General features: G+C 70.5%; 20 protein-coding genes and 1 pseudogene. 3 read left to right on the top strand and 18 right to left on the bottom strand.

Annotated elements, in window-relative coordinates; translation table 11 throughout:
- Positions 1-6: 6 nt before the first annotated feature.
- The 11 genes and pseudogenes from ACQRWP_RS27700 to ACQRWP_RS27650 form a co-directional block, all read right to left on the bottom strand.
- Positions 7-342, bottom strand: a complete 336-nt coding sequence (locus ACQRWP_RS27700; protein ID WP_030487745.1) for a rhodanese-like domain-containing protein — start codon at positions 340-342, stop codon at positions 7-9.
- Between the two features lie 58 nt (positions 343-400).
- Positions 401-1318 (bottom strand): LCP family protein, encoded by a 918-nt coding sequence (locus ACQRWP_RS27695; protein ID WP_430498911.1) that lies wholly within the window; start codon positions 1316-1318, stop codon positions 401-403.
- A 220-nt stretch (positions 1319-1538) separates the two neighbouring features.
- The gene (locus ACQRWP_RS27690; protein ID WP_430498909.1) at positions 1539-2810 is read right to left on the bottom strand and encodes an LCP family protein; all 1272 of its coding nucleotides are present in this window, start codon (positions 2808-2810) and stop codon (positions 1539-1541) included.
- A gap of 159 nt (positions 2811-2969) precedes the next feature.
- Positions 2970-4196: an LCP family protein gene (locus tag ACQRWP_RS27685; RefSeq protein ID WP_430498907.1), complete on the bottom strand. Its 1227-nt coding sequence runs from the start codon at positions 4194-4196 to the stop codon at positions 2970-2972.
- A 76-nt stretch (positions 4197-4272) separates the two neighbouring features.
- The gene (locus ACQRWP_RS27680; protein ID WP_238681609.1) at positions 4273-5250 is read right to left on the bottom strand and encodes an NAD-dependent epimerase/dehydratase family protein; all 978 of its coding nucleotides are present in this window, start codon (positions 5248-5250) and stop codon (positions 4273-4275) included.
- A gap of 89 nt (positions 5251-5339) precedes the next feature.
- On the bottom strand, positions 5340-7031 hold the full coding sequence (locus ACQRWP_RS27675; RefSeq protein WP_238687565.1) for a solute symporter family protein: 1692 nt from the start codon (positions 7029-7031) through the stop codon (positions 5340-5342).
- Positions 7009-7374, bottom strand: a complete 366-nt coding sequence (locus ACQRWP_RS27670) for a DUF485 domain-containing protein (protein ID WP_088950720.1) — start codon at positions 7372-7374, stop codon at positions 7009-7011. Before ACQRWP_RS27670 ends, ACQRWP_RS27675 begins: the two co-directional genes overlap by 23 nt.
- A 175-nt stretch (positions 7375-7549) precedes the next feature.
- Positions 7550-8092 (bottom strand): annotated as a pseudogene (locus ACQRWP_RS27665) (flavin reductase family protein); the annotation flags it as partial.
- The gene (locus ACQRWP_RS27660) at positions 8064-8963 is read right to left on the bottom strand and encodes an alpha/beta fold hydrolase (RefSeq protein ID WP_430498904.1); all 900 of its coding nucleotides are present in this window, start codon (positions 8961-8963) and stop codon (positions 8064-8066) included. The pseudogene ACQRWP_RS27665 and the gene ACQRWP_RS27660, both read right to left, overlap by 29 nt.
- A gap of 89 nt (positions 8964-9052) precedes the next feature.
- The gene (locus ACQRWP_RS27655; RefSeq protein ID WP_430498902.1) at positions 9053-10756 is read right to left on the bottom strand and encodes an ABC transporter permease; all 1704 of its coding nucleotides are present in this window, start codon (positions 10754-10756) and stop codon (positions 9053-9055) included.
- A complete protein-coding gene (locus ACQRWP_RS27650) occupies positions 10741-11505 on the bottom strand; it encodes an ABC transporter ATP-binding protein (protein ID WP_430498901.1) in 765 nt (254 codons plus the stop codon). Before ACQRWP_RS27650 ends, ACQRWP_RS27655 begins: the two co-directional genes overlap by 16 nt.
- A gap of 199 nt (positions 11506-11704) precedes the next feature.
- Here ACQRWP_RS27650 and ACQRWP_RS27645 point away from each other — a divergent pair, with 199 nt between their 5' ends.
- Positions 11705-12205: a SigE family RNA polymerase sigma factor gene (locus tag ACQRWP_RS27645; RefSeq protein ID WP_430498899.1), complete on the top strand. Its 501-nt coding sequence runs from the start codon at positions 11705-11707 to the stop codon at positions 12203-12205.
- A complete protein-coding gene (locus ACQRWP_RS27640) occupies positions 12198-13049 on the top strand; it encodes a hypothetical protein (protein WP_430498897.1) in 852 nt (283 codons plus the stop codon). The genes ACQRWP_RS27645 and ACQRWP_RS27640 overlap by 8 nt, the downstream gene beginning before the upstream one ends.
- Before the next feature lie 50 nt (positions 13050-13099).
- Here the strand turns inward: ACQRWP_RS27640 and ACQRWP_RS27635 are convergent, their stop codons facing one another.
- The 5 genes from ACQRWP_RS27635 to ACQRWP_RS27615 are packed head-to-tail and all read right to left on the bottom strand — an operon-like array spanning position 13100 to position 18658.
- The gene (locus ACQRWP_RS27635; RefSeq protein WP_430498895.1) at positions 13100-14740 is read right to left on the bottom strand and encodes a cation acetate symporter; all 1641 of its coding nucleotides are present in this window, start codon (positions 14738-14740) and stop codon (positions 13100-13102) included.
- Positions 14741-15154: a hypothetical protein gene (locus ACQRWP_RS27630; RefSeq protein ID WP_238687560.1), complete on the bottom strand. Its 414-nt coding sequence runs from the start codon at positions 15152-15154 to the stop codon at positions 14741-14743.
- A 44-nt stretch (positions 15155-15198) separates the two neighbouring features.
- Complete coding sequence (locus ACQRWP_RS27625) at positions 15199-16902, bottom strand: DUF4153 domain-containing protein (protein WP_430498893.1); 1704 nt, start codon at positions 16900-16902, stop codon at positions 15199-15201.
- Positions 16899-17981, bottom strand: a complete 1083-nt coding sequence (locus tag ACQRWP_RS27620) for an ATP-binding protein (protein WP_430498891.1) — start codon at positions 17979-17981, stop codon at positions 16899-16901. Before ACQRWP_RS27620 ends, ACQRWP_RS27625 begins: the two co-directional genes overlap by 4 nt.
- On the bottom strand, positions 17978-18658 hold the full coding sequence (locus ACQRWP_RS27615) for a response regulator transcription factor (RefSeq protein ID WP_430498889.1): 681 nt from the start codon (positions 18656-18658) through the stop codon (positions 17978-17980). Before ACQRWP_RS27615 ends, ACQRWP_RS27620 begins: the two co-directional genes overlap by 4 nt.
- Positions 18659-18753: 95 nt before the next feature.
- On the opposite strand from ACQRWP_RS27615, the gene ACQRWP_RS27610 reads away from it, so the two are divergent.
- Positions 18754-19392, top strand: a complete 639-nt coding sequence (locus ACQRWP_RS27610; RefSeq protein WP_430498887.1) for a Uma2 family endonuclease — start codon at positions 18754-18756, stop codon at positions 19390-19392.
- A gap of 75 nt (positions 19393-19467) precedes the next feature.
- On the opposite strand, the gene ACQRWP_RS27605 is transcribed toward ACQRWP_RS27610, so the two are convergent.
- Both ACQRWP_RS27605 and ACQRWP_RS27600 read right to left on the bottom strand, forming a co-directional pair.
- Positions 19468-21540 (bottom strand): carboxypeptidase regulatory-like domain-containing protein, encoded by a 2073-nt coding sequence (locus tag ACQRWP_RS27605; RefSeq protein ID WP_430498885.1) that lies wholly within the window; start codon positions 21538-21540, stop codon positions 19468-19470.
- A 162-nt stretch (positions 21541-21702) separates the two neighbouring features.
- A complete protein-coding gene (locus ACQRWP_RS27600) occupies positions 21703-22365 on the bottom strand; it encodes a DUF5701 family protein (protein WP_430498883.1) in 663 nt (220 codons plus the stop codon).
- Positions 22366-22423: the final 58 nt, after the last annotated feature.

Here is a 22423-nt window from a genome sequence, read left to right as displayed (position 1 = left end):
CCGGCCTCAGATGACCTGGCCGGGCTGCCCGTTCGCGTCGACCACCGGTCGGCCGACCGCAGCCCACTGACGCATCCCGCCGTCGGCGTTGCGCACCTGCTCCCAGCCGTTGTTGATCAGGTAGGCGACGACCTGGGCGGAACGTCCGCCGGAACGGCAGACGACCGCCACCTCCCGGTCGGTGGGCACCTCGGCCAGCCGGGCCGGCAGCTCCATCATCGGCAGGTGGTGGGCGGTGGGCGCGTGGCCGGCCGCCCACTCGTCGTCCTCCCGCACATCCAGCAGGTAGGTCTCGTCGGCGATCTCGGTCACGGGCACGGTGGGAACCTGGGGTCCGAACACAGGAAGCAACACTAGATCCTCGTGGCCCGGTTCGGCACCGACCGGGCCGTCGGCACCGTCACAACCGGGTCACCCAGCGGGGGTTGGCCTGCGCCCAGGCCGGCACCCGGGTGCCGCGGAGCGCCTCGAAGAGCCCGTTGCCGCCGTTGTCCAGCACCACGTACGAGACCTCGTCGATCGTCTGCGGCGAGGAGGGCACCTGGACGCCGCGCATCCCGTCGGGCGGCAGCGCGCGCAGCGCGAGGAGCAGGTCCTCAAGGGGTACGCCGTTGGTGTCGACGGTCAACGAGCCGCCGACCGCCCGGAGCACCTGGTCCAGTTTGACGGGGTTGTTCCGCAGGTCCGCCTTACCGGCGCTGTCCAACATCGCCCGGAGCAACTGCTGCTGGTGGTGCTGCCGGTCGTAGTCACCGCCGGGCAGGTCGTAGCGCTGTCGGACGTAGTCCAGCGCCTGCGCGCCGTCCATCTGGTGGCAGCCGGTGGGGAAGACCCGGTTGGTGTGGATCGAGCGGACCTCGGTGTCCACGCACATCTCCACCCCGCCGAGCAGGTCGATGACCTTCCGGAAGCCGGAGAAGTCGATCAGCGCGGCGCCGTCGAACCGGATTCCGGTGAGCCGGTGCAGGGTGGCGGAGAGCAGTTGGGCGCCGGCCTGCCCGCCTCCGCCGTGTTCGTACGCGGCATTGATCTTGTCTTGACCGCCGCCGAAGCCGTTCGCGGGCGGGATGGCGACCAGCAGGTCACGCGGGATGGAGACCAGGTACGCCTCCCGCTGCCCGGCGGGGACGTGCACGATGAGGATGGTGTCCGAGCGTTGGTCCGGGCCGCTGTCGCCGGGGCGCCGGTCGGAGCCGACCAGGAGGTAGTTGAGCGGCCCGTCCAGGTCGGTGCGGTCGGTGCGGGCGTCGGCGTCGAGCAGTTGCTCCTTGGTCACCGTGCGGTCGTAGCGGTGGCTGAGCGTCTTGAGCCCGGCCACGGCGAGCCCCGCCAGCAGGACGAGGGCCAGGCCGATGCCGAGCAGGATCCGCGGCCCACGGGCGCGGGGCGCCCGGGCGGACGGGGCCGCTCCGGCCCGGCCCGCTGCGTTCCGTCCCCACCTGGACGTGACCGCCTCCCCGCAGCCGATACGTGAAACCTGCTCACGTCAGGCTACGGGCGGTGAGGAGGCCGTCGCTGACTTTCCGCGACTCCCGGTCTCACTTGCGGCTGGAGATCACCTCGGGGTGGGTGAAGACGAACTCGGCGAGTTTGTCCTGCTTGACCGCCTGGAACATCGCCATCGTCTCTTCGTTCAAGCCCTCGGTGTTGTTGTTGTTGGCGTTGAAGGTGCCGTTGTTGGTCTTGAGCATGGTCAGCTCGTTGCCGGTGACCCCGCGCATGGTGAAGATGAAGTTCTCCATCGTCACGCCGCCGGTGTCCAGCACGAGCGACTTACCTGCCACCTGGATCAGGTTGTTCATCTTGGCCGGGTTGGTCAACATCCCGCCCTCGGTGGCCTTCTTCGCCATCGCCTTGATCAGCTGCTGCTGGTTGGCCTGCCGGTCGTAGTCGCCGTTCTTGAGGGACTTGCGCTGCCGGGAGTAGTCGAGCGCGGCCCAACCCTCCATCTCCTGGCAGCCCTTCTTGTGCACCACCGGGGTCCGCTGCTTGCCGGTCTTCTTGGCGTCCGCGTTCCACATCGGCTTGCCGTCGACGTACGACATGTGCAGCGACTTGACCTCCTGGCTGACACAGATCCGCACCGTGCCCAGGGTGTCGATGACGTTCTTGAAGCCACCGAAGTTGATGATCGCCGCGCCGTCGAAGCTGATCCCGGTGAGCCGCTTGATCGTCTGGGCCATCAGCTGGGCGCCACCCTCCCAGCCGCCGCCGTTGGCGGCACCGGCCTGGAACGCGGCGTTGATCTTGCCGGAGCCGCCGCCGTAGCCGCTCTTCTGGAACGCCGGGATCTGCGCCTCGGTGTCCCGGGGGATCGAGATCAGGTACGCCTGGTCGTGCGTGGCCGGAATGTGCAGGATGATGATGCTGTCCGAGCGGACGTCGTCGGCGGCCCAGCGCTCCCGCGCGTCCACGCCGAGCAGCAGCATGTCGATCGGGCCGTCCAGGCTCGCGCCGCCCTCGGCGTCGGACTTGCCGGCATCACCCAGCAGGTTGCCCTTCGCGATGCCGCCGGTCGCCTGCCCGATCAGCGCCTTGCTGCCGACGATGGCCACCCCGCTGCTCAACATCAGCACGGCACCGAAGACCACTGTCAGCCTGGCCCAGAGCGGGTCCTTACGCTTCGTCCGCTTCTTCGACGACCCACCGCCACCCGGGCGGTCGCCACCGCCACCACCGCCGCTGCCGGGCGGACGCGAGCCCGGCCCGCCACCCGAGGGGCGTGCCTGCGCGGGTATGGCCGCAGCGACTCGACCGCTGGGGGCGGCGGACCCGGAGGAAGAAGGGCGACGACTGGCCTGAACCGGCATGCGTACTCCAGCTCGTGATCAGGAGGGGGCGGCACCACTGTACGTACATCAAATCGACTTGGCGAGTTCATCCCGGGTCAATCCGGACGTCGAATTTTGCAGACTCAGTCGATCGTCGCTGCTCGATGACCCGAACGGCTGGTGCCAGTCGGGCCACGGTCAGCCGCCGTCGTTGCTCTTCGGCGGGTTCGCCTTGACCCAGTCGGCCATCGTGTCCGCGGACATTGCCTGGTACATCGCGAGCGCCTTCTCCCGGTCCGACACCACAACCGACTCGCCGTTGATGGTGTCACTGCCCGAGTTCGGGCTGGTCACAAAGGTGAGGTTCTGGCCGCGCAGGTTACGGAACTGCAGCGCCATGTCTGTAACCGAGAAAGTCTGGTCGACGGTTACGGCCGCGGTCACCGACTTGAGGAAATCGTTGAGCTTCTTCGGGTTCGCCAACGTGCCGGTGCTGGCCGCCTTGTCCATCAGTGCCCGAAGGAACTCCTGCTGGTGCCGCATCCGGGCGAAGTCTCCGTCCGGGAACTGCTTGCGCTGCCGGATCCAGTCCAGCGCCTCCGCGCCGTCCATGTGGTTGGTGCCCTTGGTGAAGGTCCGGTACGGCTTGTGGATCGAGGTGGTGGTGCGCTCCACCTTCAGGTCCACCCCGCCGAGGGCGTCGGTGACCTCCTTGAAGCCGCCGAAGTCGATCGCCATCACGTGGTCGATCCGAACGTCGGTGAAGCACTCCACGGTGCGTACCGCCAGCGGCAGCCCACCGAACGCGAACGCTGCGTTGATCTTCGCGCGCGAACCGGAGCCGCAGTCCGCGCCGGCGCTCTCCGGGATCGGCACGTACAGGTCCCGGGGGATGGAGACCAGGTAGGCCTTCTGGTGGTCGGCCGGGATGTGCATGACGATGATCGTGTCGGCGCGCCACTGACTCTTGCTGTCGACCGGCGCGTCCGGGTCCCGCGAGTCGCTGCCGACCAGCAGGATGTTCAGCGCGCCATCGACGGTCTTGGCGGGCCGACCACCGGTGATCTCCGCGAACGGGTCGGTGCGGGCCAGGTCACTGTTGAGGTTGCGGGCGTACAACCAGGCGCCGACGCTGCCGAGCAGCGCCAGCACCAGCACCGCGGCCCCGGCCACCAGGGCGATCCGACCCCAGCGCGGTCGCGGGCCGCGCCGCCCCGGGCCACCGGTGCCACCCGGGCCGTCGGGCCCGGTGGGCCCCGCCGGGCCGCCGGAGCGAGGCTGCTCCTCGTCGTACGACGGGTAGAAGCGCGCCTCGGCCGGACGGGCACGCCCGGAGGCGCCCCGGTCGGGGCCGGGCACCGACGCGCGCCCGGCGCTGCGATGCAGGTACGGATTCGGGACGCCGGCAGACGAGGTCGCGGACATGTAACTCAGGGTACGTAGCGGAAGCCACCGCCGCCTTCAGGCGACACTCAGCGGCAGGCGGTACGCGAAGATCTGGTTACCCTAGCCGCGTCCGGAAGTACTCGATCGTGCGTCGCAGGCCGTCTTCGGGCGCGACCGACGGCTCGTATCCGAGCAGTTCACGAGCGAGCGTGAGATCCGGCCGGCGCATCTCCGGGTCGTCCGAGCTGCGGGTGACATAGGTCACCTTCGAGGTGCTGTCGGAGAGCGACACGATCAACTCGGCGAGTTGCCGCATGGTCAGCTCGTGCTCGGTGCCGCAGTTGACCGGGCCCGTCTCGGTCGAGTCGAGCAGCAGCAGGATGCCGCGCACCAGATCCTCGACGAAGCAGATGGACCGGGTCTGGTTGCCAGTGCCGTGCACGGTGATCGGCTCGCCGCGCAGCGCCTGGGAGATGAAGGTGGGGATGGCGCGGCCGTCGTCCGGGCGCATCCGCGGGCCGTACGTGTTGAAGATCCGGACGATCGCCGCGTCGAGCCCGCGGTAGCGGTGGTACGCCATCGTGGCGGCCTCGGAGAAGCGCTTGGCCTCGTCGTAGACGCTGCGGACCCCGATCGGGTTGACGTTGCCCCAGTAGGTTTCCCGCTGCGGGTGCTCCTTCGGGTCCCCGTACGCCTCGGAGGTGGAGGCCATCAGGAACCGGGCGCCGTCGGCGGCCGCGCGCTCCAGCAGGTGCAGGGTGCCGACCGAGCCGACCCGGAGGATCTCCACCGGCAACTGGGCGAAGTCGGTGGGGCTGGCCGGCGAGGCCATGTGCAGGATCGCGTCGAACCGCTCGGCCAGCGCCGGGTGGTGGGTCGGCAGACCGTCGGAGATGTCCGCTTCGACGAGGGTGAAGGTCGGCCGGTCCAGCAGGTGGGCGACGTTCTCCTTGGAGCCGGTCACGAAGTTGTCCAGCGCCACCACCGTGCAGCCTCGGGCGATCAGCGAGTCCACCAGGTGCGACGGGACGAAGCCAGCTCCGCCGGTGACGAGGACGCGGTGACCGGACCCAAAGCGCTCAGCAACCTTCATACCGCTCAGCCTACCGACCGCCGAATTCGCCGAAGGGGTCCCCTGTTGACGTCACGCGTCAACAGGGGACCCCTCGACAGGTGCCGCGATCAGTGGGCGCCAGAGCCGGTGAGGGCGCGCACCTCCAGCTCCGCGTACTTCTCCTCGTCGTGCTCCTTGGAGATGACGGTGCCGATCCATCCGCAGAGGAAACCGAACGGGATGGAGAGGATGCCCGGGTTGGACAGCGGGAACCACTGCCAGTCGTGGTCCGGGAACATCGAGGTCGCCGCACCGGAGACCACCGGCGAGAAGAACACCAGCAGCACGGCCGAGATCAGCCCGCCGTAGATCGCCCACACCGCGCCGGAGGTGTTGAACCGCCGCCAGAAGAGGCTGTAGAGGATCGCCGGCAGGTTGCCCGAGGCGGCGACCGCGAAGGCCAGCGCCACCAGGAACGCCACGTTGAGGTTCTGCGCGTAGATCGACAGGGCGATCGACACCGCGCCGATCCCCAGGGCGGAGATCCGGGCGACCCGCACCTCCTGCCGCTCCGACGCCTCACCCTTCTTCAGCACGTTCGCGTAGAAGTCGTGCGCCAGGCTGGACGACGAGGCCAGCGTCAACCCGGCGACCACCGCGAGGATGGTGGCGAAGGCGACCGCCGCGATGATCGCCAGCAGGGCTGCCCCGCCCAGTTCGCCGCCGAAGAAGTCGATGCCGAGCGCTTCGGCCAACTGCGGCGCGGCGGTGTTGCCGGCCTTGTCCTGTGCCGTGATCGCCTGGCTGCCCACCAGCGCCGCCGCACCGAAGCCGAGGGCCAGGGTGAGCAGGTAGAAGGTGCCGATGATGCCGATCGCCCAGAGCACGCTCTTGCGGGCCGCCTTCGCGGTCGGCACCGTGTAGAAGCGGATCAGGATGTGCGGCAGACCGGCGGTGCCGAGCACCAGGGCGATACCCAGGGACAGCAGATCCACCTTGTTGTAGAACGTCTGTGTCGAGTTGCCGGCGACCTCGACGCCGTACCGGAGCCCGGGTTCGAGGAACGCGCTGCCCTTGCCCGATGCGGCGGCCGCCTGGCCGAGCAGCTCCGACAGGTTGAAGTTGAACTTCGCCAGCACCAGGATGGTCATCAACAGCGCGCCGCCCATGAGCAGGAACGCCTTGACGATCTGCACGTAGGTGGTGCCCTTCATGCCACCCACGGTCACGTAGATGATCATCAGCGTGCCGACCATGATGATGGTGGCCACCTTCGCGGTGTCCGCGTCCATGCCGAGGAAGGTCGTCCCCGGCCGGATGCCGAGCAGCAGCGCGACCAGCGCGCCGGCGCCGACCATCTGGGCGAGCAGGTAGAAGATCGACACCGTGATGGTGGAGACCGCCGCCGCCGTACGCACCGGACGCTGACGCATCCGGAAGGCCAGCACGTCCGCCATCGTGTACCGGCCCGAGTTCCGCAGCAGCTCGGCGACCAGCAGCAGGGCCACCAGCCAGGCGACCAGGAAGCCGATCGAGTAGAGGAAGCCGTCGTAGCCGTACAGCGCGATGATGCCGGCGATGCCGAGGAACGAAGCGGCCGACATGTAGTCGCCGCCGATCGCCATGCCGTTCTGGAAACCGGAGAAGGACCGGCCGCCCGCGTAGAAGTCGGTCGCCGTCTTGGTCTGCCGACTGGCCCAGATGGTGATGCCCAGGGTCACCGCCACGAAGACCAGGAAGAGCGTGATGGTCAGGTTGCGGGCGGTGTGATCGCCCGCCTCAGCCGCGAGGAACGTCTCAACCGCGTGAACCGTCTTCACGGGTCACCTCCCCGATCTCGGCGCGGATCCGGTCCGCGATGGGGTCGATCTTCCGGTCCGCGTACCGGGAGTAGAGCCAGGCGATCAGGAACGTGGAGACGAACTGGAGCAGGCCGAAGACCAGTGCGACGTTGATGTTGCTGCCGAACAGCTTCGTGCCCATGAAGTCCCGGGCGTACGCGGAGAGAATGACGTAGAGCGCATACCACAGGAAGAACGCGACGGTCATCGGGAAGACGAAGCCGCGCAGCGCACGCCGCAGCCCGGCGAACTCGTCCGACCGTTGTACGGCCAGGTACTTGTCCGACTGGGAAGCGGCCGGAGCGGGTGTGTCCGTGGACATCTGTGGATCACCACCTTCACAGGCGTCAGAGGAGTTTCGCGCACCGTAAAGAGCGCACTCCCCGGCAGGGAAGGCTGAGATCGACGCCGGTCGGCGAGTGCGCCGAGCGGTTGGCTGGCTGCGCCAAGTGACTCAGGTCACTGCGGTGATCGGTCGCCCCTGGCGAGGCGTTCGTTCAGGCCGGCAGCTCGTGGTAACGACCGCGGTAGTGCAGCAGCGGAGTGGCCTCCTCGGCCAGGTCGACCGCCTCGATCGTGGCCTCGACCAGCAGGCCCCAGCCGTACTCCCGGGCGGTGTCCAGCCGGCACCCTGCCCAGCCGCCGGCGTCCGCCGGAACCGGCCCGTACGGTGTCTCGTTCCACGTGCCGGTGGCGAAGAGCCCGCCCGGGGCGGGAAAGAGGCCGGCGAACCGGTCGGCGAGCTGCCGGTGCGGCGGGCCGAGCGGCGTGACCGCGAACCGACCGGACTCCTCGAGGGCCGCCCAGAGGTCGGACTCCGGGTCGATCAACCCGAGCAGCCGGTCCGGTTCCCCCTCGGCCACCAGGGTGGACGAGACGGTCAGCCCGGCTGGACCGGGCGCCGTCCAGAGGGTCACCGGTGCGGCGAGGCGACCACGCAGCCGGCGGACCGGCGACCGTTGCCCGGTCGGCACCGCGAACGGATCGGTGTGGTGGATCTCGGCACCCGGCTCATGATTCACGTGAAACATTGTGACCCGCCCCGCCCGTCGCCAGAACCCGACCGGCGAAGGAGCGAATCAGGGCGGCGACCTCGTCCGGTCGCGTGTCGAGCACGAAGTGCCCCCCGTCGAGCAGGTGCACCTCCGCCCCCGGCACGTCGGAGCGGTACGCCTCGGGTTCGGTGACCTCGAACGAGGTGTCGTACCGACCCCAGACGACCAGCAGCGGCGGCTGGGTCCGGCGCAGCCAGTCCTGCCAGGCCGGGTACGAGGCGACGTTGGTCCGGTAGTCGTACTGGAGGTCCACTTGACGCTCGATCTCCCCGGGGCGACTGAGGAAGGCCTGCTCGTCGACCCACAGGTCGGGGTCGTACCGCTCCGGGTCCGGATCGTTGCCGACGTGCCGGGTGCGGATCGCCGCCAGCGAGAGGATGTTCTCCCGGACCGCCGCCTCGTGCGCGGGCCGGTCCTGCCAGAAGGCCCGGCGGGTGCCCCAGAGCGGGCCCAGCCCGGCGTCGTGGGCGACCGCGTTCTGCACGATGAGGCCGCGCAGGCGACCCGGATCGGCGAGGGCCATCCGGAACCCCACCGGCCCGCCGTAGTCCTGCACGTAGAGCAGGTAACGCTCCGCGCCGACGGCGGCGGCGAAACCCGCCATCGTCTCGGCGATCCGGTCGAAGGTGTACGGGCTCCGCGGGTCCGGGGCGGCACTGTGCCCGAAGCCGGGGTAGTCCGGCGCGATCAGCCGGAACTGGTCGGCGAGCCGATCGAACAGCCGCTCGAACATCCGCGACGAGGACGGGAAACCGTGCAGGAGCAGCAGCACGGGCGCGTCCGGTGCCCCCGCCTCCCGGTAGAAGATCGAGAGCCCGTCGACGACGATGCTGCGGTAACGCGTGTGCGAGCCCATGCCGACTGCCCCCTCGTCCCGACTGCTCGCACCATAACGAGGGACGGGTGCCCCCGACCGGCGTTCGGCCGGACGGGGACGGCCCGCGCTCAGCGCCGAGGGGTGACGGTGGCCAGCAGTTCTGGCTGGCGCCGGTCCAGCACGTCGCCGGCCAGGTACGCGCCCAGCAGCGCCGCGCCCAGCCCGTACGCTGCGCCGACCGGCAGGGCCAGCCAGAGCCACGCGTCACCGAGCAGCGCGGCGGCCACCACCATCGGCACCGCGACGACCACCGAGACGAGCATGGCCAGCAGGGTGAGCAGCCCCTTCGCCAGGCCCGCACCGCTGTTCATGGCGAACGGGTTGCTCGTCTCCGGCAGTGAGTACGCCCCGAGCACCGAGATCAGGCTGTTCACCGCCAACCCGGCGCCGTAGGTGGCGACCAGACCGCCGATGGTGAGCCCGATCCACTCCGGTCGGCTGAGCAGAAACGACAACACCACCGCGACGAAGCCCAACATCGGCAGCACGTACAGCGAGAAAGCCGTCATCCGGGCCCGCAACTCGACCCGGCCGGGCACCCCGGCCACCACGTTCGCCGCGTACGCGCTGCCGTCGAAGCCGAACTGGTTGGCCAGGGTGACGGCGGCGAGCACGCCCACGAGGAGCATGGAGATGGTGACCACGACCGGTGAGCTGTCGCTGGCAGCCGCCGTGTACCCGGCGCCGTCCTCGAACGCGAAGTCCCCGCCCGTAACGTTGATCAACACCGGCACGAAGATGCCGACCACCGCGACCGTGATCAGGTTGGCCCGGCGGCGCGCGTCCCGCCACCAGTAACGGGCCTCCCGGGCGACCAGGGCACCGAACCGGTCCCGGCCGGCCCAGGTGGCGACCCGGGGAAACAGTTGGGCGACCGCGCCGCCGGTGACCCCGCGCCGCACCGGGGCCTTACCGGCGCTCGCCGCACCCACCATCGCCGACTCGATCGACCGGGACCACCAGGCCAGCAGGGCGCCGAGCGCCAGCACCGTGATCAGCAACTTGACCGGTGCCGCCCACACCCGGCCCTGGGCCACGTCGATGCCGACGGTCCACGGAGCGCCCAACGGCGTCCAACCGATCACGGTCGCCACGCCGGTCAACCGGGTCCAGTCCGCCTCGCGCAGCGCGGCGAGGCCGAAGACCTGCAACGGGCCGAGCAGCGCGGCCGTCACCGCCAGCAGCACGGCCGCCAGGTCGCGGACCCGTCGGGACCGCAACATGGTGGCGAAGGCGCTGGTCACCGCCCGGCTGGCGGCCACACAGAGCAGCAACCCGGCGAGCACACCCACGACGGCGACCAACCCCGCCGACCAGCCACCCAACGACCAGGCGGTCAGCACCAGCCCGAACGACGCGATGAGCACCGCCAGCACCGGCACGCTGATCAGGGCCGCCACGAACAGGCCGGTCACCAACGTGCGCCGGGGCAGCGGCAGCAGCGCGAAGCGGGCCGGGTCCAGTGTCTCGTCCACACCGAAGAAGACAAGTGGCAGGAACAGCCAACCCAGCACCAGCAGCCCGCCACCGGCCGCCGCGATCAGCACCGCGTACCGACCGTTGCCGGTCAGGCCCGGCGCGGCGAAGAGGAAGAACCCGGCGGCGGCGAACCAGAGCCCGAGCAACGCGCCGCCGACGAACAGGGCGATCCGCCAGCCCTGGCCCCGAAAGTTGTTGCCCATCACCCGCAGCTTGAGCCGCACGAAGTGGCGAGCGGAGACCGACCGTACCGGCGCGGCGGGGGTGGCGTCCGCACTTACTGGGAGAGCCACGACAGCTCCTCGCCGGTCGCGGTGCGCCCGCCGACCACCTCGACGAAGACCTGCTCCAACGAGCGACCGCCGCGGACCTCGTCGATGGTCCCGACCCGCTTGATGGTGCCGGCGGCCAGGATCGCCACGTGCGAGCAGAGCCGCTCGACGACCTCCATGACGTGGCTGGAGAAGACCACAGTGCCGCCGCCGGCCGCGTATCGGGTGAGGATGTCCCGGATCAGCGCTGCGGAGACCGGGTCGACCGCCTCGAACGGCTCGTCCAACACCAGCACCCGGGGGCCGTGCAGCAGCGCGCAGGCCAGGCCGATCTTCTTCTTCATGCCCGCCGAGTAGTCCACGACCAGCGTGCGACCGGCGTCGCCGAGCGCCAGCACGTCGAGCAGCTCGGCAGCCCGCTGGTCGACCACCGCCGGGTCCATCCCCCGCAACAACCCGTTGTACGCCAGCAGCTCCGCGCCGGTCAGCCGGTCGAACAACCGGACCCCGTCGGGCATCACGCCGAGCAGCCGTTTGGCGGTGACCGGGTCCTGCCAGACGTCGTGCCCGAGCACCCAGGCCGAGCCGGCGTCCGGTCGCAGCAGCCCGACCGCCATCGACAGGGTGGTCGTCTTGCCGGCGCCGTTGGGGCCGAGCAGGCCATAGAAGGAGCCGGCGGGGACGTCCAGGTCGACGCCGGCCACCGCGATCGTCCCGTCGAACCGCTTGGCCAGGCCACGCAGTGCGAGCGCGGGGTGCTCAACAGTCATGCGCCGACGTTATCCGTCGATCGCCAGTTCCGCCGTCCGGCGACGGGCGGACCCGCGATCATCCCCGAGGCGGACGAGCCCCTCAGAGCCCCTGGTACGGGTGCTGGCGACCGTTGTCCCGCTCCGCACGCTGCACCCGATGCAACCGGACGCCGTGCTCGCGGGTGACAGAGGCAGGGAGCGACACGGGGAGGGGACATTGAACAGGGATGACGGCTTCGAGGAGTTCTACCGAGCAAGCAGGCACCGGGTCGTCACAGTGCTGTACGCGCTCGGTGGCGACATCCATGAGGCGCAGGACGCCGCACAGGAGGCGTACGTGCGGGCCTGGCAGCGCTGGCGGCGCATCAGCGAGTACGACGATCCGGAGGCGTGGGTGCACGTCGTGGGACACCGCCTCCTTCAGAACCGTTGGCGGAAGATTCGGAACGGGATCACCGCCCATCGGCGGAACGGTCCGGTGACCGCGGTCGGACCACCATCGGAGAACACCGTCGCGCTGGTCGCCGCGTTACGCCAGTTGCCGAAGGACCAACGCGAGGCGATCGTCCTGCACCACCTCGCGGATCTCTCGGTCGCGGACATCGCGACGCGGACCGCTGTTCCGGTCGGCACGGTCAAGGCCCGGCTCGCCCGAGGGCGCAAGGCCCTCGCACCTCTGCTCGGCACCACCCTCCCCGAGGAGGTCAGCAATGCCTGATCAGCCCTTCGTCGACCTGTTCCAGGACACCGAGCACCTGAGCTGGGCCCCGACCGCACAGGTACGGGAGCGCGGCCGGCGGCGAACCCGTCAGACGAGGATCGCGGCGGCGCTCGCCGCAGTGGTGGCGGTGGCCCTGGTGGCCACCGGGGCGGTGGCGCTGGCCAGCGGCCGGGAGGGTGCGCCGACGCCGGTGCTGCCGGCGACCGGATCACCCACCCCGACGCCCACGCCGTCGGCCACCCCGACCCCGTCTCCGACGCCCTCGACCCGCAACACCCCCGGCGCACCACCGTCGAGCCCGTCGACGACCAGCGGCAGCCCGTCGAATGGTTCCAACAGCCCGGCCATCCCAGCGGAGGCGCTGCTGCGCGCGTCGGACCTCCCGCGCGGTTTCCGGGCGGCCGGAAGTGACATGGACGGCGACTGGTCGTTCAATTTTGCTGCCAGCTTCGCCTGCGCGGACACGCCACGGCTGTCGGCGAAGGAGCGCGCCGAGCGGGGTGCGGTGTTCGGGAAACCCGATGCGTCACCGGTCATCGAGCGAGTGCGGCGGTACTCCCTCGACGGCGCGAAGGCCACCATCGTCTGGGCCCGGACGGTGACCGAATGCGAGCAGAGGGACGAACTGTCCTCGTTGTCGATTGTCGACTCGGGGTTCGCCGGAGACGGTTCGCTCCTGATCAGATTCGACGCCCAAGGCCTGATCAGTTACACACTGTTCGTCCGACAGGGTGATCTGGTCGCGGAGGTCTGGCTGGGCAGCCTGACCAACAGGACGGAGGCCCGACGGCTGGCACAACGGGCAGCCGACCGATTGTGCGCCGGCACCGACGCCTGCTGATCCCGGTGGACCGTTGGGCGTGACAGCCGGCCTCGACAAGGAGTTCGCGCCTACATGCGGAGGGCTTCCGGGGTGTGCAGGCGGAGCATGGTGGCGGCGACGTCGGCCGGGGCTCGCCTGCGGGTCGCCATCGACACGACGACCATCACGGTGAAGGCCAGCGGCACCGTCCAGGCGGCCGGCTGCGCGATGAGCGTGGCCGGCCAGCCGGACAGCGGTGGGCCGAGCACGGTGACCAGCACCGCGCCGATCGCCGCGCCACCACCGGCCACCACGCCGGCGGTGGCGCCCACGTCGGTCAGCCCACGCCACCAGATGCCGAGCACCAGCAGCGGGCAGAAGCTCGACGCGGCGACCGCGAAGGCCAGCCCGACGACCTGCGACACGTCCAGCCCGGAGACGTGCAGCGCCAGCACCGCGGGCACACCACCGGCGATGACGGTGGCCAGCCGGAACCCGCGTACCGAGCCCCGGCCGAGCACGTCCGTCGAGATCACCCCGGCAACGCTGGTCAGCAGCCCGGACGAGGTGGAGAGGAACGCCGCGAAGGCGCCTGCGGCGACCAGCGCGGCGAGTAGCCGCCCGGCCAGGCCGTCACCCAGGGCCGCTTCGGGTAGCAGCACCACCACCGCGTCGGTCTGGCCGCTGAGCAGCAACTGCGGGGTGTAGATCCGGCCGAGGACCCCGTACAGGGTGGGCAGCAGGTAGAACGCGCCGACCAACGCCAGCACGACCAGGGTGGTCCGGCGGGCCGCCGCGCCGTCCGGATTGGTGTAGAAGCGCACCAGCACGTGCGGCAGACCCATGGTGCCCAGGAAGGTGGCCAGGATCAGCGAGTACGTGGCGAACAGGCCCCGGTCGTCGTCACCGGCGGCGCTGGGCAGCAACCAGTCGTTGGCGTCGGTGGCCACCCCGGAGACGTCCGGCACCGGATCACCCGCAGCGAAGGTCAACTCGTCGCCGGGGCGTACCTCTCGGATGTCACCGTCGGGCAGGGTGAGGGTCGCGCGGTGCTCGACCACGACGGTGGTCGCGGCCCGGAACGTCGGCCCGTCGGGCGGGGTCACCGCCGGGCGGCCGTCGGCCTGCCACTGCAAGGCCAGGAAGATCACCGGTACGGCGAGAGCGGTCAGCTTGAGCCAGTACTGGAATGCCTGCACGAAGGTGATCGCGCGCATGCCGCCCAGCGCGACGTTCGCGGTGACCACGGCCGCCACCAGCAGGGCGCCGAGGGGGTACGGGGAGCCGGCCACCGTGGCCAGGGTCAGCCCGGCACCCTGGAGTTGCGGCACCAGGTACAGCCAACCGATGAAGATCACGAAGGCGGTTGCCAGGATGCGGAGTCGACGCGACCCCAACCGCAGCTCGCAGAAGTCGGGCAGGGTGAACGCACCGGAGCGGCGCAGCGGCGCGGCCACGAAGAGCAGCAGGGCCAGGTAGCCGGCGGCGAACCCGACCGGGTACCAGAGCACGTCCACGCCGTACTTGAGGACCAGGCCGGCGATGCCGAGGAAGCTCGCCGCCGACAGGTACTCCCCGCCGATGGCGGCGGCGTTCCAGGTCGGACTGATCGCCCTGGACGCCACCAGGAAGTCGGACGTGGTCCGGGCCAACCGCAGCCCGTAGAAGCCGATCCCGACGGTGACCAGGGTGACCGCGACGATGGCCGGGACCACGAAGTCGTTGCCCACTCAGCGCTCCGGCCGTTGCACCAGGTCGGTGAAGTCCTGCTCGTTGCGCTCGGCCAGCCGCACGTACGCCCAGCCCACCCCGATCAGGAACGGGAAGGAGGCCACCCCGAGCAGCAGCCACGGCAGGTTGACGCCGGCGACGGTGGTCCGGCCGAGCGAGGGCGCGATCGCGAACAGCCAGGGCAGCCCGCCCAACCCGATGGCCACCACCAGGGACAGCCGCAGCGCCAGCGCGAGTTGGGCCCGGACCAGACCGCGGACCAGCGCCTCACCGACCTGGGTCTGCTGGGCCAGCTCGGCGCGGGTCCGCTCGGCGCGGGTGTCCTGCCTGGTGATCTCGGCCAGCACGATCCGGGACCGCCGGGGCGGCGGAACCGCACCGCTCGACCCCACGTCAGGGAGTTGCTTGGCCACCCCGGCAGTCTCGCCCGCCGTACGCGATTGTCAAGCGTTCACGCTCACCAGCGTCGTAACCCGGGGCAGTCGGTCACGCTGGCGCTCACCGGGATCGTGTCGAGAACCCGCCGGGCGCGTTCCCTGCCGAGGTTCGTCGCCCAGAAGCCGTCCCGGGGCAGCTCGGCGGCGATCTCCCCGAGCGCGCAGGAACGCATCGGCTCGGGCAACCGACCCAGGGCCGGTACGGCGTCGGCCGACAGCCCGGACAGGTAGCTGACGTCCAACCGGCCGGTCTCCAGGTACCGGTCGACGTTCCGTTCGGCGATCAGGCGATCCGGGTTGAGAAGGGCCAACCCGAGCAGCGCCAGCACCGCGGTGCCGACCACCAACCGGGGGAGCCAGTCGGCCCGCAACCGCGCCACGGCCACCCCGACCAGGACGAAGAGCAGCCCGAGCCAGAGTTCGACGGTCGACACGACGAGCCGCAGCCGGGTGGCACCGTACGCGTCGGCGTAGACCTGCATCCGGTAGAGCGCCGAGGCGACGATCACCAGGCTGAGCGCGGTGAGCGTGCCGAGCAGTACCCGGACCAGCAGCCGGTCCCCCCGGGTGGCCTTCGGCGCCCGGCGGGCGGCGATCGCGATCACCAGCAGGGTGAGCGCGGTGACGGCGAGCAGTTGCCAGAAGCCGCCGCGGGCGTACTGGGCGTAGGTGAGCCCGGCGGTCCGCAGCACGTGCCCCGCCCCGCCGAACAGCACCGTCAGCTGGACCAGCACGAACACGGCGAACAGGGCGTCGAGCAATACCAGCGGGAGGGTCCACTCCAGCCGGTGTGCCGGCCGTGACGACGCCGGTCGCAGGCCCTCCAGGTCGGGTGGGCGGCTGACCAGGTACGCGCCACCGAGCAGACCGCCGCCGATCAGGATCAGCCGCAGCATCCAGCCGATCACACCGGCCGGCGCGATGTCGGGCAGCAGACCACCGACCAGATTGGCGAAGACCGCGTCGGCGGAGGAGAAGAGCAGCCCGAACAGCGTCAGCAGGACGGCGGACACCGCCAGGCTGGTCACGATGCGCCCGAACCCGATCCCCGAGCCCGCCGGGCGGTTGTTGCGCACTCCGCGTACCGCCCACGGAAGCGCCCGTACCGTCGCGGCCGGTGGCAGCGTCGCGGCGACCAGCATTCCGAGCGGACTTCGCCCGCCGGTAACCGCGAGCGTCCCGGTCCCCACCGCTGCAAGCAGGCAGAGCACGAAGAGCCAACCGGCTGCCCGGAACGTGCCGACGGCGACCAACGCGACAGTCGCGGCAGCCCAGGCGGCCTGCGCCACCCGCCCCGGTGCCCCCGTGGCACCGGGACGGGCGGGTTCGGCGTCGGTTGCGGTGCCGGGTTCGGTCGGCTCGGTGCGGCCCGCAACCGGGGAGGACGTCCCGGACCTGACGATGGCGGCGGTGCTGAGGGCGGCCGTGCCGGCCAACGCGGCGACCAGCCAGCCGAGGCCCGGCCGAACCATCGTGAGCACCGAGGCGCCGACGACTGCCGCCGCCGTCGACGCCACCAGCACCAGCGGACCCGCATCGCCGGATGGTCCCGGCCAGCGCCGCGCGATCATCGATGGCGGCCGGGGCAGGGCCGGTGCGGCCGGAGCTGCCTGGGGCCGACCGGCCGCCGGCGGTGCGGCCGGTCCGGGCCTGACGGGTGGGGCGACCTGCGCCGGCCCGGTCGGCCCGGTGGCCGGGAGTGGGGTGCTGCCGGGGCTGGTCATGCGGCCTCTTCTCGGTATGGCCCGTCGCACGGGATGGTGACCTGAATGCGGCAGCCGGGCCGGTCACCCCGGTCTGGCCCGGCGGGATCGAGGACACCGATCCGACCGCCGTGCAGTTCGACGACCCACCGGGCGATGGCCAGGCCGAGCCCGGTCCCACCACCGGCCGACCGGTCGCCGCGGGTGAACCGCTCGAACACCCGGGAACGCTCGGCCGGCGGAATGCCCTGGCCCTCGTCGCTCACCTCGAAGCGGAGCTGGTCGCCGTGCTCCTCGGCGCTCACCCGCACCGTGCCGCCGGGTGGGCTGTGTCGCGCCGCGTTGTCGAGGAGGTTCGCGAAGACCTGGTGCAGCCGCCACGGGTCCGCGTGGACCGTCAGCGGTGCCGGCAGGTCGCGGAGCTGGAAGCGCACGTCCAGGCCGGCGCCGGACGCGCTGGCCGTGGCGTGCTCCACCGCCTCGTCGAGGAAGTCCCCCACGTCGATGCGTACGCGCCGCAGCGGCACCACGCCCGCGTCGAGTCGGGACAGGTCGAGCAGGTCGGCGACGAGGTGCCCGAGCCGTTCGGTCTGGGCCAACGCCGAACGCAGCGCCGCCGGTTCGGGGTCGGCCACCCCGTCCACCATGTTCTCCAGCACGCCCTGCAACGCGGTGATCGGCGTACGCAGCTCGTGCGAGACGTTGGCGATCAGCTCGCGTCGACGCTGGTCGGCGGCGTGCAGATCCTCGGCCATCTTGTTGAACGCCTGGGCCAGCTCGCCGACCTCGTCGCGGGAGGTGGCGCGTACCCGACGTGTGTAGTCACCTCGGGCCATCGCGCCGGCGGCTGCTGTCATGTCCCGTAACGGCGAGGTCATGCCGTGGGCGAGCACCTGCGAGGTGAGCAGGGCGACGGCGATGGCGGTGGCCGAGGTGATCGGCGGCGGCCAGCCGATGCCGTACGAGAAGTAGGCCAGCCCGGCCGCCCCGGAGGCGACCAGCAGCACACCCAGCTTCAGCTTGATCGATCGCACTGGGTCCAGCGGTCGGGGCAGCAGCTCCAGCACCCGGTCCAGCCGGGTGAGCAGGGTCGCCGTCATGACGGCAGCTCCAGGGCGTAGCCGACCCCGTGCACAGTGCGGATGAGGTCGGCACCCAGCTTGCGGCGCAGAGCCTTGATGTGGCTGTCCACGGTGCGGGTGCCGCTTCCGTCGCCCCATCCCCAGACGTCGGCGAGCAGCCGTTCCCGGGGGAGCACCGTGCGGGGTCGACCCGCGAGGTGGACCAGCAGGTCGAACTCGGTCGGGGTGAGGTGGACGTCCGCCCCGGCCCGGCGGACCCGTCGCTCGGCCTCGTTGATCTCGATGTCGCCGAGGCGGATGGCGGGCGGCGCGGGAGTGGCGGCGGCCCGCTCCATCCGGCGCAGCAGAACATGCACCCGGGCGGTGAGCTCCCGCATCGAGAACGGCTTGGTGAGGTAGTCGTCCGCGCCGACCGCCAGCCCCACGAGCAGGTCGGTCTCGTCGTCCCGGGCGGTGAGCATCAGCACCGGCACCGCCCGGTCAGCCTGGATCCGGCGGCACACCTCCAGGCCGTCGAAGCCCGGCAGCATCACGTCGAGGACGACGAGATCCGGCTGTACGGCGTGAAACTGCGCGACGCCGCTGGGCCCGTCCGCCGCGATCTCCACCGTGAAACCCTCGGCCCGTAGTCGGGCGGCGATGGACTCGGCGATGGTCCGTTCGTCCTCGACCACCAGTACCCGACGTTCTTTCATGGGTCCTGACTGTAGGGAGCGGCCGTGGAGATCAGTGGTTTGCGTTGTGAATAACCTGTGGAGAACCGCTCACGGCTGTGGATAACTCGGGGATCATGCCGGCTGGCGTGGGGGAACGCCGGAGGCTCGTTGTGGACAACCAACCGAGCTGTCAGGGTGGTCCGGTAGAGAGGAGGTGTGACGGTGACCAACCCTGCCCGGCCCGGCTGGGGCGACGCCTGGACGGTGGACGACCTCCAGAGCCTCCCCGAGGACGACCAGGTCTACGAGATCTTCGACGGGAGCCTGCTCGTGTCCCCCATGGGGATGTCTTCCACGGCGCGGTCGCCAACCGCCTCCGCCGGATCCTCGACCGGCAGGCCCCCGCCGGTGTGCTCGTGGGTCAGGACATCGGGGTGAGTGCGAAACGCTCGTCGTATTTCGTACCCGATCTCTTCGTCGCCAGTGAGAGCGCACTGGACAGCGGCGGTGCCGCGCTCGACCCGGCCGACGTTCGCCTCGTCGTCGAGGTGATCTCGCCGAGCAACGCCGGCCGTGATCTGGTGCTCAAACGTCACGAGTACGCCGCCGTCGGCATTCCGCTCTACTGGCTGGTGGAGCCCCGCAAGCAGACCCTGACCGTGCTGGTGAACGGCGCGGGCGGTTACCGCGAGCAGGCGGTTTTCCCGGTCGGCGAGGTCTACAGCACCGAGCAGCCGTTCCCTCTCACCCTGCCGCTGGCCGACATCTTCTGACCCGTCGCCGCAGACGCACGAAGATGCGGAGCGGGGCCGGTGGCACAATGCCGCCGGCCCCGCTGCACCGAACCGTCAGTTGACCGGTACGACCAGATCCACGGACATGCTGCCGCTGGCCGGTACGGAGAACAGCCCGAGCTTTCGGCTGCCGTCCGGCTGCGTCACCAGGTAGCGACCGTCGAAGTACTCATCTCCAAGCGAGACGTTGTAGGTGAAGTAGATCCGCTGCGGTCCCTTGAGGCGAATGCTGAACCGACCGTCGCTGATCGAACCGTTGCCCGCAATGTCGCCGGTGTCGGCGCTGCGGGCGATGACGAATCCGCTGGTGAAGGGAGTGCCGTCCGGCGTACGGAAGGTGCCGGTCAGCTCGATGCCCTGGTCGAGTTGAACGTTGTGGGTGGCGGCCGCCCCCGCGGTCACCGGCACCGGAGTGGCCTTGAACCGGCTGGGCTTGTCGCCGGACCACTCGCTGGCGTGCGGGTTGCCGCCGAACACCAGCGGCCAGGCGTACGGGCCGAGGCGCTTGATGGTGTAGACGCCGTGCTCATCGGTGATGGCGTCCTGGGCCCCGACCCCGGGGTGACCGGTCAACACCGACACGCCAGCGTCCGGCACCGGCTTGCCGGCCACGTCGGTGACAGTGCCCGTGACCGTGCCGGCCGGGTCGAGCCGGACCTGCGGTCCGGTGACGACCTGACCGGCGGTCGCGGTGACGACGGCTGCCTCCCGCTCGTCGCCGGTGCCGCCGTTGGCGCCCACCCACTGACGGCCGTAGGTGTCGCGTTGCGGCACCGCGAAGAGCTTGTAGCTGCCGGCGGCGAGGGGTCCCACCTGGATCTTGCCGTTGCGGTCGCTGCAGTCGCCGTAGCCGTCCTGGAGCGACGCCTGCTTCGGCAGGAAGGTGTCCAGGCAGATGTTCGACACAGGCGCGCCGCTCTGCCGGTCCACGATGGTGGTGCTGATGACCGCGCCGGGCCGCATCTTCACGGTCAACTTGGTGTCGCCGTTCGCCTTGACCCGTACCCCGTTCACCTCGCGGGAGAAGTACAGCTTGTCCGGTGCGTCCAGGTAGATGGTGTGGCTGCCCTGCGACAGGTCGGTGACGGTCACCGTGCCGGTGCCGTCGCTGCAGATCGACTGGGCACAGAAGTTTGCGATCGGGGCGCCGGTGACCGAGTCGATGGCCGACAGGGTGACCGAGCCGGTGCCGAGCAGGCTGTCCGCGATGGCCGTCTGCTGTCCACCCCGCACCTCGACCAGGTTGGCTTCCTCAGGGGTCAGCTTGCCGCGGTAGTACTGCTGCCGCTCACCGGCGGTCACGCCAACCTTGTAGGCGCCCTGGAGAAGTTGCGCGGTGAACTCACCGTTCGCGTCGGTCTGCGTCCACGCCCCGCTGGACGAGTTGGCGGTGGTGATGCTGACCTCGGCGTTCGGGAGTGGGGCGCCGGCGGCGGTGGTGTACCGGCCGGTCAGGCTCCCCGCCGGCAGCGCCGTCTCGTTGACCACGATCGCCTCGTCGGCCTTCACCTCGAAGACGTCGGCGCTCTCCTGGTCGAGTTTCCCGGGCACGTACTGCTCCTGGTAGGAGCCCTCGATCGGTTGGATGCTCACGGTGTAGCGACCCGGTCGGGCGGCGATCGTGAACCGGCCCTGGTCGTCGGTGCGACCCCACGCCCGGCTATACGTGTCGGTCTCCCGAACGTCGACGTTCAGGTCCACCACCGGCTGGCCGCCGGTGTTCACGATGCGTCCGGTGATGGTGCCGGTCTCGAAGAGCTGCTCGTCGATCCTGGTGGTGCCACCGGCGGTGACGGTCACCGGGTCGGCGTCGAACGCGTTGTCCTTCTGGTGGTGGTACTGCTCGGGCTTCTCCCAGGGGAAGTAGCCCACCACGTACGAGCCGGCTTGCAGCCCGCCAACTGTGTAGTTGCCGTCGGCGTGGGTGTTGGTGGAGCCGACGTAGTCGTAGCTGTCGCTCTCGTAGAGCTGCACGAGGACCTCGGCGGCGGGCGTGCCGGTGCTGGTGGTCAGTCTTCCGCTGACCGCGCCCGTTGCCGCGGCCTGGGCCGGGGTGGCGCCAGGCAGCACGAGCGCCGTTACGACGGCACCGGCCAGCAGGGCACGGCGGGCTGGGGATAGCTGCATCGATGTCCCAATGTGAGGGTGGTGGGGCGGCCTGAGCAGGCTCTGCCCGCACCGACCCTGCGCCCCGTACGGGGGTCGGCACACGAAGAATAGGTCGCCGACGATAGCTGCGGAATTGCCCGACCGGGCGAGCCTCCTCGGTGGAATCCAGCACCCTGGCGGTCAGCCCAGGCCGATGCGCTCCGGCCGGGCCGAGGCGGAGCCGAGCCAGGTGTGCGGGTTGCCGTACCAGCACCAGCCCAGCTTGGGCGCACCCTGGCTGATCCAGAGCGCCGGCACCCGCTTGTCGCCGCAGCGGGAGCCGACCAGCGAGAAGCACCGGTTGCTCGCCAACGCGGCCGGGTGCAGCGTGATGAAGGCGAGCCCCTCGTCGATGCTCAGCGGCAACCGGCCCTGAGCGGTGATCCCCTCCATGGCCGTGGCCGGGGCCAGGTTGCGGAACTCCTCGCCCCGGTCGACGTCGAAGAGCAGGTACGCCGGCCCGGCCGGCACCTCCAACTCCTTGATCGGGTCGAAGCGGGGCAGGTCGTCCTCGGCGTAGTTCCGGTCGACGACGCCGGGCTTGCGCTTGCCGGACAGGGTGGTGAGCTCCATCCGTTCCGGCACCCCGATCAGCTCCCGGGTGGTGACCAGCAGGAACGGCACCCGGGCGTCGGTGGGGGCGGGCAGCCCGGCGGTGCCCTCGACCGCCCTGGCCCGCAGTGGCGCGACCAGGTCGCGGAAGGCGTTCTCGGTCAGCCCGGCGAGGGCGGGGTAGCTGAGCTGCACCAGTAGGTCGAGTTGGCGGTCGAACTCGGTTTCGGCGTCGAACGGGGTCTCGGTCACGGCAAGCCTCCCGGAAGTCGTACGGACTAGCGTACAACGTACGGTAGGGCTGGTTCCA

The organism is Micromonospora trifolii (genome assembly GCF_050516465.1).
GTDB lineage: Bacteria > Actinomycetota > Actinomycetes > Mycobacteriales > Micromonosporaceae > Micromonospora > Micromonospora trifolii.
The sequence above is the reverse complement of the archived record's forward strand: the minus strand, read 5'-3'. Positions and strand labels throughout refer to the sequence as shown.